Consider the following 17,398-nt stretch of genomic DNA (forward strand, 5'->3'; position numbering starts at 1 on the left):
TTCGGGTCTTGACTCTTCTTGATCCTTCTTAAAACACTCAGTGTCAAACATTAGTCCGTTCGACTTGCATGTGTTAGGCACGCCGCCAGCGTTCGTCCTGAGCCAGGATCAAACTCTCCAATAAAATATTGCTACAGGCTTCCCTTTTTTAAGGCTGCCCGTACCTTTTTCTTTTATCAGCGTTTTGATTGGCTTTTTTTAAAACTCTTTTCGCTGGACCTTGGTCTTCTTTCTATTTAAGAAAACCATTTTTTCGCACTTCTTGTTCTCTTTGTTCTGTTTTATCAAGATCTCGCGCTTCGACTCTCGCCTGCCGCGCAAGAATTATGATATCATCTGGCCTATTTTATGTCAAGACTAAATGTTGGTTTTTTTACGGTTGGCAAGCGTGTTTTTAGTATGCTGGTTAAGTCCTTAAAAAGCCAAGCTAAACCGTGTTTTTCACAAGCTGCTTCTGGCGTTAAAAACCCCTGCGGCCGCAGGGGTTTTTGTTATATGGCTTTGCTTTTCTTTTTCTTAACGATTGATATGGCACAATCTGGACAAACCATTTCGCATATGTTGCAGGCGATACAGCTGTCTTCATCTTTCGGCTTTACGGTTGGCGTCCCATATACGCCTAACTTTTCTGACCAGATTATAACTTGATTGGGGCATTTTTCTTTACATAATCCGCAACCTTTGCAGTATGGGGGAAAAATATGAAAGGTGGCCTTATCCATATCGAAGCTAATTGATTCTATCTCTTTTTTAGACATCCTATACCACCCCTTCCTTAAGCGCTTTCTCGCCCATTTCTTTGCCGATTTCCAAGGCTTTATAATTTAATTCTCTTAGCTTGGGATCTTTTTCAAATTTATAGGCCAGTTTGTGTTCCAGAGCTTCTTTGGCAGCTTCAAAGCTGACTACGTTGCTAAGCCCTATTACTGCACCCATTATAATGATATTAAATACCCGGGGATGCAGTTTGTTGTTGGCTGTTTCGATGGCCGGCAGATCTATGATCTGTTTGGCCTGTTCAGGCAGTTCCTCTGGGCCTAGTTTAAAACTGCTGTCATATACATAAAGGGTTTCTTCACCGGAATATGTCAAGGTTCTTTCTACGGCCCGACTGCTAAGTGCAATTACGATATCAGCCTTTTGAAATTTTGGTGCGCCGATCCTTCTTTCACTAAATTGAAGAAAAGCAATGGATACACCGCCTCTCTGTTCCAACCCGAAATTGGGAATATAGATGGCCTGCTTGTTTTCGTTGTAAGCGGCTTCAGCCAAGATCTCGGCAATCGATTGCACTCCCTGTCCGCCTTCACCAGCCAGGGCGATTCTAAATAATGACATTATTTTTCCCCCTTTCCAAAGGGAGTCTTAAGCTCGCCTACCGGGAAGTATTTTTCCATCTCGTCTTCGAGGAAATTCCAGGTTTGGCTGGCATTGGTTCTCCAATTGGTGGGGCAGGTGGACAATACCTCTACAAAAGAAAAACCATTGCCTTCCATTTGGTTTCTTAAGGCACTTCTCAGATATTTTTTTAACTGTTTGTATTTAGAAACGGTGCCCCTGGCCACATAGGCACTATCCGGAGTTAACTGGGCAATAAATTCCGGCCCCATGGTAGGATATCCGGTTTGCTCGGGATTTCTTCCAAATGGGCTGGTTTCGGTTTTTTGTCCGGGCAGGGTAGTAGGTGCCATCTGTCCGCCGGTCATACCATAGTTGGTGTTGTTTACCAAAACAAGGGTCAGTTTTTCATTTCTTACCGCGGCATTTAACAGGTGTTGGGAGCCGATTGAATATCCGCCGCCATCGCCCATATACCCAATGCAAAGTAATTCGGGGCGGGCTCTTTTTATACCGGTCATAACCGGGGTAGTTCTGCCATGATGGGTCTGGGTGCTGTCACAGGCAAAAAAGTTCCAGGATAACAATGAACAACCTATGTCACACCCGAAGATAGTTTGATCCTGTATCCCCATTTCATCTATTACTTCTCCCAGAGCCTTCAATACTATCCCATGCCCGCAACCGGGACAGAATTTATGAGGCTTGGTGGGTAAATACCATGATTTTGGTACGGTTGGTGTAGCCATTTAAAAAAAACCCCCTTCCTTATAAAATGCTTTTAACTTTGTTAATAATATCGTTTTCAATGATTCCTACCCCGGGCATAAACAGGTTTTCGATTGAGATGGTTTCGCCATAAATCTCCTGTTTCACCAGGCGATCAAATTGACCGTAAGCCGACTCGGCAATCAACATCTTTTTGGCACCGCTTCTGGCGATGGCATCGCGCAGCTGCTGTTGCGGGAAAGGTCTTAGGGTAATGGGACGGAAATAACCGGCCTTAATTCCCTGAGCCCGCAGGGCTTTGACTGCATCATCGGCGGCCCGGGAAACGACTCCGTGGGCCAGGATTATGATATCGGACTGGTCACATTCTCTTTCTTCGTATTCTATTATTTGAGGTGCCAAGGCTTCATACTCGGCCGCAAATTTTAATACTACTTCATATAATTCTTCTTCCAGGCTATAAATATTGCATAAATGGCTGGGCTCGCGGTCTGTTCCTATTTTACCTCCCAATCCCAGCAGGGGATATGGCTCCACCATTTCTATGCCTTTGTCTTGCGGATCATACATTTCCAGGGGTTCTCTCATCTTGGCCTGATATCCATCCCCCAGGATAAATACCGGGAAACGGTGTTTCCAGGCTACGTTAAACCCTTTGACGATATAGTCATAAATTTCCTGGTGAGTAGCAGTGGAGTATACGATTCTATGGCCTTCACCGTTTCCTCCAAAGGTGGTCAGGGTTACTTCCTGTTGGGAGTAAATAACCGTTCCCGAAGATGGTCCGCCCCGCTGCTGGATGATCCCAACTATCGGCAAACGCATCGCCTCAGCCATGCCAAAAGGCTCCTGCATTAATACGTTACCCGGCCCTGCCGTGGCGGTAAATGCTTTTTTGCCGCTTTGAACAGCTCCACAGACGGTAAAACCTGCGGATAGTTCATCTTCCGTCTGCAGGAATTCACGCTCAAATTGGGGAGCAATACGGGTCCAGTAATGCATAATTTCATTCTGCGGGGTAATGGGGTAACCAAACATTATATCAGCGCCTGCTGCCATACAAGCCCAGGCGGCGGCTTCGTTTCCGGTCACGAAAGACCTTTTACTCTCGCCAATTACTCTTTGCATTTATTTAACGCACCTCCGTTTCAAACTACTAATGGTCAGGAATAATTAAAATAATATTACCAGATTGCCATCGGCATATAACGCTGTATATACTTTACCGGTACATTTAACTGTTCGGTAGGCATTAGACCCTCAAATTTTTTATCTACTGCAAAATATTTAACCGGTATTTGCATTTCCCGGGCCGTCTCTATAATCATCTGGTTGCCGGCTGAAATAATATCAATAGTAGTATCATCTCCCATATGGGTATTGGCCACAATGCCATCGACCCTTCCCAATTCACTAAGATATCCTTTAATCCTGGCAGGTGAATTCGTTAAGGGTCTTGATGCGTTCAAAACCACTAATACTTTTAACTCTGGCGTTTGGTCTATTCCTTCCACCAGATTAAGGGTTTGGGCTCCATATACGCCATAGCCTATGTCCAGTATAACATCCCCCTCATTCAGCAAAGCCCAGCGGGCCTGGGGGTTTAACATGGCTCCGGTTTCACCCAACCCGAAAGTATCCTCCTTGGAAAAGGCTATTACATTTAATCCCTGTTCTTCAAGCATTTTTTTAATAGGCCTTAAAGTATAAAAAGGCTCTACTGTATCAAGGTCAACCAGGTTGACCCGGCGACCTTGTTTTCTCAGTTCCAGAGCCCTATTAATGCTCAATTCGCTTTTGCCACTGGCATACTCACCAATATATGCTTCTGCGATTCTTGCCTGTAATTCTTTCGTAAAACTTACACCTCCTGAACACACTATTTCTAAAGTTATGTCATCAGTATGCAATCAGCGGCTTAAAATATATAGTTGATGAAAGGGATTTTTAATAAGTATAAATTAGTCCAGTAATGTGCGTCAATATAAAGTTTTTTTCTGCAAATATTACGCACATTTATATATTAAATATCCTTATGGCCTATAGCTGTAAATTTTTTTAATATTCTGCCTCGCGGGGCTTTCATATATGTATAATCGACCAGGGACGTTCTTCCAGTCGGCTCAGCCCAAGCCTCCCAGAAAAACGTCCCTGGTCGATTATTTTATTTATACCAAAAGCAGTTCGAAACAGATGAGCAACAAAATACCTGGTATGCCTAGAAATCCAGATATTAATACGGTAACAATATTTATCGGTAAGGCAAAAGTAAAAAAAGTTCCTATAAAATTAGTTAACAATAAAAGCAGCAACCCTACTATCGAGTTAAATAAGATTTTCCAGATAAGTTTGATCGGTTTCATTATTATTTGGGTAATTAAAAATATGATTCCCAACAAAATCAAAGCTGCCAAAATCAGACTCATTTTTTCCATCTACGTATCACCTCTAACGCAGTGAACTGATACAGCTTGCTTTTCCTGTTCCTTTAATCTCCTCACGAGGTAGCCATACCTTTTTTCGGCTGCCTGCACTGTGAATACAGCATAATCAACCATATCAGGATCTTCAACTTCTGATAATACTTGGTAAGCCTGCCTAAGCTCCAGACCGGCCTGTTGTACAGTTGCTTTATCCAAGGGGGAAAATAGTTCCTTTTTGGCGGCCTCTTTTTTTAAACTACAGCCTGCTAAAAATCTACATTTAAACATTATGCACACCCACCTGACCTCCCGGCATATATTGCAGTTATTTCCATTTCTGCATCATATGCCGGCCGACTGCAGGTTATGCAACTATTTCAATAAATGGTTTTAAATATACTATTTTCTATAGTTCTTTTCGCCCGTCTATGGCCATCCGCAAGGTTATCTCATCGGCAAACTCAATGTCGCCTCCCACCGGCAAACCATGGGCCAAACGCGTTACTTTTATCTTTAGTTGGGTAATCGCGGCAGCTAAAAAGCGGGATAGTATTTCCCCATCCATATCCGGGTTGAGCGCTAAAATGACTTCCTTTGTATCTTCTGCCTGCAGTCTTTTAATAAAGGGGGTAAGATCCAATGCGCCCAGATCCAGCTCATCCAAGCTGGGGCTCTGGTTCAAAACATGGTATTTGCCCCTGTAACCGCTTCTTTCTAAAGCAATAATGTCACTGCTTTCAGCCACTACGCATAATAGCTGGCTTTCCCGATCCTGATCCTGGCATATCAGGCAGGGATCCTGATCCGTAAAAAAGCCGCATATCGGGCAAGGGAAAACTTTTTCCTGGGCATCTATGATCGACTGGGCTAGCTGGCGAGCTTCTTGCGCAGGCATTTTCAATATAAACAGGGCCAGCCGTTGTGCGGTCTTTGGCCCTATCGTAGGTAGCTTTAAGAGTTGATCAATCAGGTCTTCCAAAGGCCGAGCCAATCTCATTTGTTCATCTCCTTAAAAATCAGGTATGCGCCCTGGATTCCCCGCATTTCTATAGTCCGGGAATATTTAATCCGCCGGTGATTTTGGCCATTTCTTGAGAAACCATATCCTGCGATTTTTTTATGGCATCGTTTATAACTGTCAGGATTAGATCCTCCAACATTTCAATATCTTCCGGATCTGCCACTTCTGGTTTTATTTTGATCTCCAGGATTTCCTGTCTGCCATTTACCTTGGTTGTAATGGCACCGCCGCCGGCCGAAGCCTCTACCACCCTATCCTGCAGTTCGCCCTGCATTTTTTCCATTTGTTCCTGCATTTTTTTGGCCTGTTTGATCATTTGATTCATGTTTCCCCCGCCGGGATTAAACTTCATAATACCTTCCTCCTAATCCTTTATCTGCACTATATCTTCACCAAAATACTCAATGGCTTTTTTGACCACCATATCATTAACCTGCTGATCATCCAGGAATACGAAGATGATTTCCATGTCACGGTTAAAAACTTCCTTGATAACCTGTTCTAATATTTCGCGATTGGCTTTTTCCTCCATCCTCTCTTTATGGAAACCATAGCCTTTTTGATAGCCAATATACATGGTATCGCCTTTAGTGCCCAGCAATTTGCCCTGGGAGAGCAAAGCATGGGTAGGGATTTTCTTTTCTTTTACACCCGCCAGGATTCGATTCCATAATATCTCGCGCGCATCATTTCGCCCGATTTTCTCTTTGTCGGCAGCGGTCGGTTTCTTTTTTCCTTCGCTTATTTCGGCTGGTTTGGCTTCCTCTTGCGCAAACAGGGCCATCATTTCCAGATATGTCAACTCCAGCAGAAATCGCTGTCCTTCACTGAATTTTAATTTCTCCCCGGCCTCCATAGCTATGCGCAACGATTGCAGTATTTTATGCTTGTCAGCCCTTTGGGCCTGTTTTTGGAGGTTTTCCCGGTTGGCTGCCCCCACAAATAAAAATTCAGCCCGCTCGCCTACCAGCTTGTACAACAGCAAATCCCGCAAATATAATGAGGTTTCTCTGATAAGCTGCCCGGCTTCCTTGCCTTCATTAAGCGCGGTATTGAGCATATCGACCATGGTACCTGGATCCTGAGCCAAAACCGCATCCAGCAAACGGGACACAAACAGGTCATCCACCAACCCCAGGACTTCTAAAACGTCTTCTCGCTTAATATCATGATCCTTGAATGAATAAAGCTGATCCAGCATCCCCAGTGCATCGCGCATACCCCCGTTAGCCCGGCGGGCAATTAAAGCCAGGGAATCATCATCGAGTTCTATTCCATTGCTGTGGGCGGCTTCCCGTAAGCGCAGGATAATCTGTTGGGGTTGAAGCCGCCTGAAATTATATCTCTGACAGCGGGATATTATGGTACTGGGAATTTTCTGCGGCTCGGTCGTAGCCAGAATAAATATTACTGATTCTGGCGGCTCCTCCAAGGTTTTTAAAAGGGCATTAAATGCCTCGGTGGTAAGCATATGTACTTCGTCAATTATATAGACCTTTTTCTTGCCCTGGGCCGGCATCACCCGCACCCTTTCCCGCAGATCACGAATCTCATCGATCCCCCGGTTGGAAGCGGCGTCTATTTCTATGACATCCATAAAATTGCCATTATTAATGTCCATACAAGCCGAGCACTGGTTACAGGGCTCGCCTTGGACAGGGTTTTCACAATTAACAGCCTTGGCCATAATTTTGGCAATACTGGTTTTACCGGTTCCTCTTGGCCCGGAGAAAATATAGGCATGGGTCAAGCGGTCGTCCTTGATGGCGTTTTGCAGGGCTGTAACCGTTTGCTCCTGGCCCACCACCTCAGCAAAGGTCTGTGGTCTTAAAGCCCTGTACAAAGCAAGGTATGCCATTTCCGTGCCCCCCTTTACAGCTCCTGTGAATAAAAACCCACTATATATTTTATCCTATTTTTCCTCTGAAAACTACCTGCCCCAAACGGGCGGGTTTATGTAATATAATATCCACCGTTTTCAGCCCAAAAGAAAGGCAGGGCCTAACCCTGCTTTTTTTACTAACCCCCCTGACCGTAAAACACAACTACCCATGAAAATAGCTGCGTGATTTACGGATTAGGAAACTACGTTTCCTTGGCGGAAGCTAAAGCATCCGCTACGGTGGTTTAAATATCTAATAAAACCGCGTAAATCACCCTACGGGTACTACTGATATGAACTTCGTTCATAATTAAGGTTGCCGTGGTAATCCGCGTTATCCGCGTCTATTCCCCTAATAGTCTATATTTCGTGGCCGGAATCGGGGAGGCGGCGTGATACTAATGGGGAAGCTCTGCTTCCCACCGGAAGCTAAAGCTTCCGCTACCAGGGTAGATAATCGTAAGTTTTTCGTTCCGCTACCAGGGTAGATAATCGTAAGTTTTTCGTTCCGCTACCAGGGTAGATAATCGTAAGTTGTTTTGTTCCGGTACATATTGCGGTAACGGGCTTGCTTGCGGAAGCTAAAGCATCCGCTACGGTGGGGTAATAATATTTAAAAAACTGCGGAAATCCGCGTGATCCGCGTCTAATATTAAATATTAATTGCCGTGCACCTGGCTTCGAGACTGTCTCCCAGGCGTTACTTGAACAGTTAACTCCATTCAGGCAACCCTCCGTCACACGCGATGAACCTCTTAGTGCTGCTTCCTTCCGGACCTGACACGGTTCAAGGTGTCCCGTTGCGCAGGACCCAAACTTCTCCGCCACTTATTCAAGCCAGACCCTACAAGAACAGACCCTCAGCTCAGGAATTCAATCCTGCTGTAGCGGGTTGCAGGTTACAGGGCACCGCTAATTCCCCATCTAGCACGGCAAATCTTATTCTTAGGTAGGGGAAAATCCCCTGGTGCATCTTAGTCTTTTGCTTGTTCATTGTACATTCTTTCAGGGGGATTTGCAAGGGCCATTGCCACAAGGGTAAACTTTACAACGGTTAGGGGGATCAATTATTTTTGTGGGGTAATTTTTTATCTCTGAAAGGAGGTCGGCACTCAAGTTGAGTGCCGACTCTGGGGTAGGATACTATTTGCTTCTAGGTTTCATCCGGTTGTCAATTTCTTGTATTTCCTTGGTAAAACTGGAAATAGGTTTGCCCTCACCTATTCCGCGGGCTACATTTTTTATGCGGGTTACGGTATCAATATCGGAAGTTACCACTACCATATAACCGGAATGCCTTTTTTTGACCCGGTCAAGGACTGTCTTTTCCACCTTATCTGTCTGTTGCCGGTTCATATTAGCACCTAAATCCAGGCCAATATAAATCCTTTTTCCGGCCACCACCGCGGTAGCTTGGTTAACGCCCTGGACACTATCGGCTTCTTTGGCGCTTTGCTGGGCTATCCGCTGGTCATCGGTTGCAGGCATTTTAGCCTGGGGCTGTTTAACCGGCGGCGCGGGGTTTTCCATGGGTTTTTTTTGGGCAGAACATCCACCAGCAAACAAGCCTAGTCCCAACACAAGTGTCATCATTGCCGTTACAGCCTTTTTCGATAATAGCAAAATAAGAAACCTCCTTGATCTTTTTTTATTGTTATTATTCGTATATAAACAAAAAGTATGCGAATGATAAAAAAGCCGTCCGCAATATTTATAAATATAGCGAACGGCTGATTTTGGAATCATACTATACTATTATTTTATTCGCCGGTAAAGTTTGGCTCTCTTCTTTCTAAAAAGGCCTTAAGACCTTCCTGCGAATCCTTGCTTTTCATCAAGGGTTTTATTTCTTCGGAAAGGCTTGCCAGAGCCGCTTTGTCACCGTGCACTCGGGCGCGCCGGGCTGAGGCCAACGCAGCCTGAACTCCTAGAGGAGCCGCCCGGCAAATCCTTTCTGCCATTTCCAGGGCCCGGTCAAATTGCTGTCCCGGTTCAACCAATTCTTGAACCAAACCCAGCCGATATGCCTCCGCTCCGCTCATTTCATCGCCGGTTAATATGTAGCGCATGGCATTTCCCCAGCCTATTTCCTGGAACATCCGCACCGTTCCCCCGCCGGTCGGGAATATGGCCCGTTTTACTTCCAGTTGGGCTAGGCGCAGGTCATTAGCCGCAATCCTTACATCGGCTGCCAGCAACAACTCAAAACCGATGGTATAGCAGATGCCCTGACAGGCCATAACTACCGGTTTTTTGCAACGATTATCCTCATCTATGCCGAAGGGATCAATCATGCCTTCCTCCAGCTCCATCCACTTACCGGATTCAAAAACCGGACTCCATTGCGGCAGATCCAAGCCGGAGGAAAAATGATCCCCCACCGCGTACAGAAGTCCACAGCGCAGGTTTTTATTACGGCTCAGTTCACCGTAAGCGCGGGCTAAATCATAATACATGTCCAGGGTAAAAGCATTGCGTTTTTCAGGGCGGTTAAAGCCCATCAGCAAAATATTTCCCCGGGTTTCTACGGTAATTTTTCCATCACTCATAATACTTCCTCCTTTATATAATAAATAAACCAGCACCTAGTTATCATAGTCTTATTATAACCGTTTTTTTTAACAATCTCTTGGTTTTTGGATTCAATCCGCGGATTTGAAGGTTTAATTTATAAATGTGCTGGCGAATTGGGTCAAAACTATTATTAAAGGTTGGCGGTATAAAATTGACCCTTCTTGACATACTAAGCAAAAAAGGAGGTGCCCTGATTTGGAATCAAAAGATTTTGAGGAAATTTCGGAATCATATAACGGCGATTCGGTGATAGTATACGGCCGGAACCCGGTGTGGGTCGATTCATTACTCGGCGATAATGCGCAGGTAACATTTTCAAATATTGGCGAAATGGCACTGGTTGATGCAGATGATCTGGAGGAAGCCACCCTGCCCGATGACGAAGAAAACTACCTTTTCGATTATTTGACTAGGTATTCTCCGATTATTAGAAGCTAGTTTCGTGAAACCCAACCAAGGGGACGATTCTTGTGGCTGGTACTGTAAGCAGTACCAGCCACAAGAATCGTCCCCTTGGTTGGTGTGGGGCTTTAAATATGATATAACGGTATTAGATATTTTTGTTTAATAACTTGTTGAAAGGAGATATCTAATGGCGAAAGATCTTATCCTGTTTTCTAAAAGCGATGGGATAGCAACCATCAGTATTAATCGGCCGGAGGTTTATAACGCTCTTAACGGGGCGGCCTTCCGGGAATTAGCCGATATTTCCAATGAGTGTTTCCTGGATGAGAGTATCCGGGCGGTAGTCCTTACAGCAGTGGGCGATAGAGCGTTTTGTATGGGTGGAGGGATTGATCCCACTGATAGTATTGAAAATGTGCAGACGTCTTTTAGTATAAACACCGTGTCCCTTATGCGCTTTGTCAGCGATATCAGGAGGATGCCCAAACCGGTTATCGCCAGCATAAACGGAATTTGCGCCGGTGTGGGCATAAGTTTGGCAGCCGCCTGCGACATCCGTATTTGTCACAGTCAGGTGGTTTTTAAGCAGGCCTATACCAGTTTGGGAATTAATCAGGATGGGGGCTGGACCCAGCTCATGCCTTTGTTGATCGGGCTGTCTAGGGCCAGTGAAATGGTGTTTCTGGATGAAGTCATTACGGCTGAAAAAGCCCTGCAATGGGGTCTGGTCAATAAAGTGGTGGCTTCGGAAGCATTAGCTGAGACCACCTTAAAGTATGCCCAGCAAATGGCCCGTGGTGCTACCCAGGCTTTTGCCAACTCCAAGGCCCTGCTTAACAAGAGTGTGCTTCCCTATTTGGAAACTCTTATGGAAGAAGAAAGACAGTCTCTTTTGAAGGTTTCCTTGACAGAGGATTTCCGTGAAGGGGTACAGGTCGCTCTGAGACAAAAATCCGTTCCGGAATTTAAAGGCAGATAAAAACCCAAACCGGTCGGGGCAAATATAAAAAGCCCCCGACCGGTTTGGTTAATCTCTTCTTTCCATAAACCAGCGGTCTTCCTCCAAAAACAGATAGACCTCCCGGTTATGCACTTTGCAGGTATAGCGAATACCTGTTCCGCCTGCTTTTAAGCTGGCAGCGCGGCGAATATCGGTTACCTTGCTTATTTCGTATTCCTGTCCATCCTCCCACAGGAAGGATATCGGTTCAAGGCCCCCCTCCCGATAAAAAACAGTCTTTACACTAAGATAGATTTTATCCGGGTTGTGATATTGTTTGGCTTCCATTGCGGTAGTCTTCCTTCCATATATAATATTTTTCCCTCTATTACGGTAATTTTCCTGGCTTGAAAAAACCCACGGGATGAATAACGTGATCTTCCTGCGGATTTATGGTTCTAAAATCAGTGTCCTGCAACAAAACCGCCCTTTGAATAGAAAGATGCCCAAAACGATGGCGCAGCACATCTACCGTTGCCTCAACTTTTTCTTGTTTTAAGCGTTTTTCCTCATCTGCAAATAGGCAGAGCTGTTCATTATTTTCGGCTGTAACCAAGTTACAGCCCCGTACCCCCAGGCTGCGGATGGGCCTTGCCCATCCGTACTGAGCCCGGAATAGCTCCATCGCTTTTTCGGCCAGATCGCTCGACAGGTGGGTAGGTTCTAAAAATTTTCCTTGGGCGTCAAAGCTAAATAAGCTGTTATCCCGGATATGAATTTGGGCTGTACGGCATTTAAGTCCATGTTTGCGCAGCCTTGCCGCCACGCTTTCGCTCAGCACATAAAAAACCATCTCCACATCCGCATCGTTTTCTAAATCACGCGGGGTAGTAATGCTGTTACCTACGCTTTTTATCAAGGCTGCTTCGCTTATACGGGTTACGGGAGAATGATCGTTGCCATTGGCAAAAGACCACAAAACCTCCCCCCATTTTCCCAAAAAAGATTTTAAATATTCCGGGGGACTTTGGGCGATATCGCCGATGCTGTTTATTCCCCGGCGAGCCAGTTTGCGCTGCGTAGCTCGGCCTACGTATAGCAGATCACCTGCCGGCAAAGGCCATACCAGCTCCTTGAAATTGTCGTGGGTAATGACCGTGGTGGCGTCAGGCTTTTTCATATCGCTGCCTAGTTTGGCAAATATCTTATTGTAGCTAACCCCCACGGAGGCGGTTACACCCATTTCAAATTTAATCCGCTCCCTGATTTCATCTGCTATCTTAACACCATCCCCGCATATTTCCCGGCTGCCGGTAACATCCAGCCAGGCTTCGTCCAGCCCGAAGGGTTCAATCTGATCCGTATAGTCGGCATATATCTCCCGAGCCAGATGCGCAAAACGCAAATACAGCGGAAAATTGGGCGGAACAACCACCAGCCCCGGGCATTTTTGGCGGGCCTGCCAGATCGCTTCACCGGTTTTGATTCCGGTGGCTTTGGCCGGATAATTTTTAGCCAGTACAATCCCCTGCCGCGCAGCCGGGTCACCACATACCGCCACCGGCTTATGGCGTATTTCCGGCCTATACAGACATTCCACCGAGGCATAAAAGTTATTCAGATCCGAATGTAAAATAACTCTGTCCATCTGCCTTCCTCGTATTATTAGAACGTTTGTTCTAATAATACGACTTCTCCCTCTCCTAGTCAAGTAATCTAATCATACAGAATACCCCACCGTCAGGGAAATGCCAGGATTTTCAAAATAAAAAAGTCGCAAAAAAGAGGCCGTCTTTCAGGACAGCCTCTAGGGTAAACTACCGCATCAAATCTATTTTCTTAATTTATGCCTATCTTAATTCGCATAATAATTAATCAGGCTGCCTTTTAGGATAATCTCTCTTTCATCAGCCGTCATTTTATTTAAATAAAGCTTAAGAGGACGTGCCTTAGCAGCGCTCAAAATCAGGGCCGTAATTTCCTCTTCCCCCGTCTTTAGATGTTCTTTTATGTGGGGAATAAAAATCAGCTCCCCTGGTGCAACCGGAGGTTCGACCGTTTTTTCCACGGTAAACGGTAACAGTCCCCAATTGACCAGATTGCTGCGATAACGTTTGGTGGCATATTCTACCGCCAGATTCGCCCAGCCTCCCAGCACCTTCTGGCAGGACGCAGCCTGCTCCCGGGCGGAGCCGTCTCCAGGTTTTAGGGCATAAATAACGCTCCCGATGCCGGTGGTATTTAACATATCGAAAGTATCTTCAAAAAGATCGGTTTGCCTGATGACCTGCTTGCAAAGATCCTGCAGTGCATCCGATATCCCTGTCTGTGCGGCTGACTTTATAACAGCGCGGCGTTCCTTTTCCAGCTGATCTATAGCGGCTGCTTTAGACACATATTCCGGGTCTTTTCGAGACAAAGTAAATTGCGCCAGTCTCATAGGATTGGAGCGATATGAAGATGTTTCTCCCGAAGGGATTAACTCATCGGTCGTTGTGACCGGATCGGTGATTACCGTAGCCACTTTTAACAGCAAATGCTCCGGCAGGGCAATCATAGTCGGCCAGTCCGCAATGTTCGGACCAAATTTTAATTCCTCCCGAGGCAAAGGTTGTCTAAAACCTTGGTAAACCCTATGTTCATATATTTCATTATTAAAGGCATAAACTGGAGCCGAGGGCTTTAGGTCCATCTCGGTTGCCGGGGTCAGATATCCGCCATTAAACACCGTGGCGGCAATTGATCTGGCATCCATCAAAGCAACTGACGAGATTTGCCCATCGCCAGGTTTGGAGCCTTCCCGGTTTGGAAAATTGCGCGTTGTATGGCGAATGCTTAAGGTTCCGTTGGCGGGTACATCGCCGGCCCCAAAACATGGCCCGCAGAAAGCGGTTTTTATCGTAATGCCGGCCGCCATCATCTTGGCGGCGGCTCCATTTTGGATCAATTCCATATAAATCGGCTGACTGGCTGGATAGACGCTGAAGGCCAAGGCCCCCTTACCAATGGAACGATTTTCGGACAGGGAGGCAATTTCATACAGGTTTTCAAAAGTCCCTCCGGCGCAGCCCGCTACTATACCCTGATCAACCCGCAGGCGACCGTTGACTAAATTATCGGCAAGCGCAAAGCGGATATTGGGATTATCCAGTTGTTTTTGGGCTTTGGCTTCTACGGCAGGCAAAATGTCGCCCGCATTTCGGTTCAGTTCACTAATTTTATAGACATTACTGGGATGAAAAGGCAAAGCGATCATCGGCTCAATTTTATCCAGATTAATTACGAGCGCTCCATCATAGTAAGCCAATGCCCCGGGATGCAATTCCTTATATGCCTCCGGGCGGCCATGAATCCGGTAGAAATCCTTTACTTTATCATCGGTTGTCCAGATCGAACTTAAACAGGTGGTTTCAGTCGTCATGACATCTATACCATTTCGGTAATCAACCGATAAGTTCTTGATTCCAGGACCGATAAATTCCAGCACTTTATTATTTACGAAGTTTTTTTCAAATACTGCACCGATAATAGCTAAGGCTACATCCTGCGGCCCCACACCCGGTCTGGGCTTTCCTTCCATATATACGGCTATAATTTCCGGATAAGCAATATCATACGTTTTTTGCAGTAATTGTTTGACCAATTCCGGGCCGCCTTCACCGATTGCCATGGTTCCCAACGCGCCATAGCGGGTATGGCTGTCCGAGCCCAGTATCATATGACCACAGGCACTCATCATTTCCCGCATATATTGATGAATCACGGCCATATGGGCAGGAACGTATATCCCCCCATATTTTTGCGCGGCGGAAAGCCCGAATACATGATCATCCTCATTGATCGTTCCTCCGACTGCGCACAAACTGTTGTGGCAGTTGGTCAATACATAAGGAAGCGGAAATTCTTTCAGACCACTGGCCCGAGCTGTTTGTATAATCCCAACATAAGTAATATCATGCGATGCCAAAGCATCAAAACGAATTTTTAATTTATCCGGGTCGCCGCTGGTATTATGCCGCATTAAAATCTGATAAGCCATCGTGTTTTGCCGGGCTGTTTCTGCCCGACTGCCCTCAAGCAGCAAACCGTCCGTTACTTGGCCGCAAATGGGCAGAACTTCCCCGTTTGCAGATATTTGCACCAAGGTTTCCCGGTTAACCAAATATACACCGTTATCAATTAACTGTAGCAAAACCGCACCTCCACGTGGAAATATATTATTATGATGTTGTAAGGGTTTTGCCTGATTCATTAATTCCCAACCAGGTTATAAATTACAAGTCTAGGAATGGCTGGCCATGCAAAATCCCCCGTTTTAAATGAAATCACTGAGGACTTCCTTTATACTTTACCTTGTTTGTTGCGCTTAAGTCTATTAACAGTTTAATTTCTTTTCTGTCGCTTCTGCTGAAGGTATAACTGCTGAATGATCCCGGCCGGTGTAGTAATTGTACCAGGCCGAAGTTTGATATAAATCCCAGTTTACCGGAGGGACATAGGAGGTTTGCAACTGTTCTTCTTCACTATAGGCCTTTAGCAGGGCATACGCCTTCACCCAAATACATTTCTGTTCACCGGGAAACACTTCGCACCAACCATTATAACTGCCTCCGCAGGGACCATTGCGCTGGTTTTTCGGGCACTGGGACATAGGACAAAGATAGGCTATATCCAGCAGGGCACAATCGCCGCAATCCCGGCAGCCGTTGCCGATTACTTTTAAAAAATGCTCCAGACCATATTTGCGGGGGTTTTTTACCCCTTGGTAATAGCGCCGCATGAGGGGAAACAGTTTTTTATCCGGAGTAAAAAACAGCTGATGAACGAGTCGCATCAAACGATGGTTAATTCCTACCTTGTATTCGGGCGTCCACTCAGCCCGATTAACCGGCTGATCCAAGTTAAGGCCTGTTTGCGGGTCTTTTTTAAAATAATAAAATCCCTGGGGCTGAGGATAATCAAATTCCGCAATTAGCTCCATCCAGTCGGCACTAAGCTCTTCCCCCTGGTCAATAATATACTTTACCTGTTCATATTTAATATTATGGCCAGCGATGTGAACGCCGTCAAAACCCATCCCTTTCATAAAGGCATACATTTTCGCCGCCCGCAGCAGCCGGGCACTTTGTCCTTTGTCGGCTGCCTCCCTTTCCTGGTCAAGCTCAGCCAATAATTGATCGGTAACGACACAGCCCGGCAATTGGTTGGAGTTCATTATTCTGCCGACCCCAAACGGCAGGATATAGAGGTTGCCGATTATGGGTATATCCGGGCTAAATTCCCTGGTTATCTTTAAGACCTCCTGGAATTTACGCGCATCAAAGCCCAGTTGGGTCACAATGAAGCCGGCTCCTTGATTGACCTTTTTACTGAGTTTATAATACTGGGTCAAAAGTTCGGCTTCACTCGCTTTAAACGGTGAGACCACGCCTCCTGCAAAAAAATCACTGGGCTTATGAATTAAATTACCTGTATTGTCAGGATCCAGGCCTTTATTCATATTGGCAACCAGATCCATCACCTGTACTGAATCCAGATCAAAAACCGGTTTAGGCCGCCCTTTAAACCCGCTGACCGGATAATCCCCGGTCATCACCAAAATGTTTCTGATGTTGGCCCGATCCAGCGCATACAGTTCAGATTCAATCTGGTTGCGGTTTTTATCTTTACAGGTAAAGTGCACCAGCGGTTCAATTCCCATTTTTAATATTTCCGCCCCTAACCAAGCTGCCGCCAGGGCCGGTTTTCCGCCAGGATTATCGGTAATGGTGAGGGCATGAATACGGCCGTCCTGAGCCGCCTGTTCGGCTGCGTGGAGCGCATTTTCCTGCAGCTTCTCCCGGGCCCCCCGCCCGGGAACCAGTTCCCACGTTACCGCAAAGGTCTTTTTATCCTGTAATGCTTCCTTGAATTTATTGATATGCTTCTCCTCCCCTAAAACCAGACAGAAACACTGACCGCCCTTGTTTAAGGTCATATATTTATTTATTTAATTATACTATACTAACCAATAATACTATTTTAACGGATCAATGCCCGCTTGTCCTTGTAAATTAAAAACAGCCCGGTGAAATGACAAGACTAAA

General features: G+C 45.8%; 18 protein-coding genes, 1 rRNA gene and 1 other RNA gene. 2 read left to right on the forward strand and 18 right to left on the reverse strand.

All coding sequences use genetic code 11. The features are described 5' to 3' along the window. From AAV90_RS03935 to AAV90_RS03995, 14 genes are all read right to left on the reverse strand, one after another. Positions 1-124 (reverse strand): 16S ribosomal RNA (locus tag AAV90_RS03935); the annotation flags it as partial. A 367-nt stretch (positions 125-491) separates the two neighbouring features. Beyond that, positions 492-758, reverse strand: coding sequence for a 4Fe-4S dicluster domain-containing protein (locus AAV90_RS03940; RefSeq protein ID WP_046496125.1), 267 nt, complete (start codon positions 756-758; stop codon positions 492-494). Between the two features lies 1 nt (position 759). Beyond that, positions 760-1,338 carry a 2-oxoacid:acceptor oxidoreductase family protein gene (locus tag AAV90_RS03945; RefSeq protein ID WP_046496127.1) on the reverse strand — a complete coding sequence of 193 codons (579 nt, stop codon included), beginning with the start codon at positions 1,336-1,338 and terminating at the stop codon, positions 760-762. Then, a complete protein-coding gene (locus AAV90_RS03950; RefSeq protein ID WP_046496129.1) occupies positions 1,338-2,087 on the reverse strand; it encodes a thiamine pyrophosphate-dependent enzyme in 750 nt (249 codons plus the stop codon). The genes AAV90_RS03945 and AAV90_RS03950 overlap by 1 nt, the downstream gene beginning before the upstream one ends. Positions 2,088-2,106: 19 nt before the next feature. Further along, entirely contained in the window at positions 2,107-3,195 is a 1,089-nt protein-coding gene (locus tag AAV90_RS03955) for a ferredoxin oxidoreductase (RefSeq protein WP_046496131.1), read from the reverse strand. Positions 3,196-3,251: 56 nt separating this feature from the next. Further along, positions 3,252-3,977, reverse strand: a complete 726-nt coding sequence (locus AAV90_RS03960) for a P-loop NTPase family protein (protein ID WP_242847479.1) — start codon at positions 3,975-3,977, stop codon at positions 3,252-3,254. 258 nt (positions 3,978-4,235) lie between these two features. Further along, positions 4,236-4,502 carry a pro-sigmaK processing inhibitor BofA family protein gene (locus tag AAV90_RS03965; RefSeq protein ID WP_052729591.1) on the reverse strand — a complete coding sequence of 89 codons (267 nt, stop codon included), beginning with the start codon at positions 4,500-4,502 and terminating at the stop codon, positions 4,236-4,238. Continuing rightward, positions 4,503-4,778, reverse strand: a complete 276-nt coding sequence (locus AAV90_RS03970; RefSeq protein WP_046496133.1) for a hypothetical protein — start codon at positions 4,776-4,778, stop codon at positions 4,503-4,505. It lies immediately after the preceding gene. A 118-nt stretch (positions 4,779-4,896) separates the two neighbouring features. Further along, positions 4,897-5,487 carry a recombination mediator RecR gene (gene recR, locus AAV90_RS03975; protein ID WP_046496135.1) on the reverse strand — a complete coding sequence of 197 codons (591 nt, stop codon included), beginning with the start codon at positions 5,485-5,487 and terminating at the stop codon, positions 4,897-4,899. Between the two features lie 49 nt (positions 5,488-5,536). Then, the gene (locus tag AAV90_RS03980; protein WP_046496136.1) at positions 5,537-5,863 is read right to left on the reverse strand and encodes a YbaB/EbfC family nucleoid-associated protein; all 327 of its coding nucleotides are present in this window, start codon (positions 5,861-5,863) and stop codon (positions 5,537-5,539) included. 12 nt (positions 5,864-5,875) lie between these two features. Beyond that, positions 5,876-7,369, reverse strand: coding sequence for a DNA polymerase III subunit gamma/tau (gene dnaX / locus AAV90_RS03985; protein ID WP_046496138.1), 1,494 nt, complete (start codon positions 7,367-7,369; stop codon positions 5,876-5,878). A 690-nt stretch (positions 7,370-8,059) separates the two neighbouring features. Further along, positions 8,060-8,326, reverse strand: an RNA gene (gene ffs / locus AAV90_RS14405) — signal recognition particle sRNA large type. 210 nt (positions 8,327-8,536) lie between these two features. Next, positions 8,537-9,016 carry a YhcN/YlaJ family sporulation lipoprotein gene (locus AAV90_RS03990; RefSeq protein WP_052729592.1) on the reverse strand — a complete coding sequence of 160 codons (480 nt, stop codon included), beginning with the start codon at positions 9,014-9,016 and terminating at the stop codon, positions 8,537-8,539. Positions 9,017-9,153: 137 nt separating this feature from the next. Continuing rightward, a complete protein-coding gene (locus tag AAV90_RS03995; RefSeq protein ID WP_046496139.1) occupies positions 9,154-9,942 on the reverse strand; it encodes a crotonase/enoyl-CoA hydratase family protein in 789 nt (262 codons plus the stop codon). A 220-nt stretch (positions 9,943-10,162) separates the two neighbouring features. Between AAV90_RS03995 and AAV90_RS04000 the strand changes: the two genes are divergently transcribed. Together AAV90_RS04000 and AAV90_RS04005 are read left to right on the forward strand one after the other, a co-directional pair. Continuing rightward, complete coding sequence (locus AAV90_RS04000; protein ID WP_046496141.1) at positions 10,163-10,405, forward strand: hypothetical protein; 243 nt, start codon at positions 10,163-10,165, stop codon at positions 10,403-10,405. Positions 10,406-10,559: 154 nt separating this feature from the next. Continuing rightward, positions 10,560-11,351: an enoyl-CoA hydratase/isomerase family protein gene (locus tag AAV90_RS04005; protein WP_046496142.1), complete on the forward strand. Its 792-nt coding sequence runs from the start codon at positions 10,560-10,562 to the stop codon at positions 11,349-11,351. 48 nt (positions 11,352-11,399) lie between these two features. On the opposite strand, the gene AAV90_RS04010 is transcribed toward AAV90_RS04005, so the two are convergent. From AAV90_RS04010 to AAV90_RS04025, 4 genes are all read right to left on the reverse strand, one after another. Next, positions 11,400-11,660 (reverse strand): hypothetical protein, encoded by a 261-nt coding sequence (locus tag AAV90_RS04010; RefSeq protein ID WP_046496144.1) that lies wholly within the window; start codon positions 11,658-11,660, stop codon positions 11,400-11,402. Positions 11,661-11,700: 40 nt separating this feature from the next. Beyond that, positions 11,701-12,960 carry a DNA polymerase Y family protein gene (locus AAV90_RS04015; RefSeq protein WP_046496146.1) on the reverse strand — a complete coding sequence of 420 codons (1,260 nt, stop codon included), beginning with the start codon at positions 12,958-12,960 and terminating at the stop codon, positions 11,701-11,703. Positions 12,961-13,167: 207 nt separating this feature from the next. Next, positions 13,168-15,504: a hydratase gene (locus AAV90_RS04020; RefSeq protein ID WP_046496149.1), complete on the reverse strand. Its 2,337-nt coding sequence runs from the start codon at positions 15,502-15,504 to the stop codon at positions 13,168-13,170. 183 nt (positions 15,505-15,687) lie between these two features. Continuing rightward, positions 15,688-17,289: a methylenetetrahydrofolate reductase C-terminal domain-containing protein gene (locus tag AAV90_RS04025; RefSeq protein WP_046496151.1), complete on the reverse strand. Its 1,602-nt coding sequence runs from the start codon at positions 17,287-17,289 to the stop codon at positions 15,688-15,690. Positions 17,290-17,398 lie beyond the last annotated feature (109 nt).

Origin of the sequence: Syntrophomonas zehnderi OL-4 (genome assembly GCF_000983115.1) — a bacterium.
GTDB classification, from domain to species: Bacteria; Bacillota; Syntrophomonadia; order Syntrophomonadales; family Syntrophomonadaceae; genus Syntrophomonas_B; species Syntrophomonas_B zehnderi.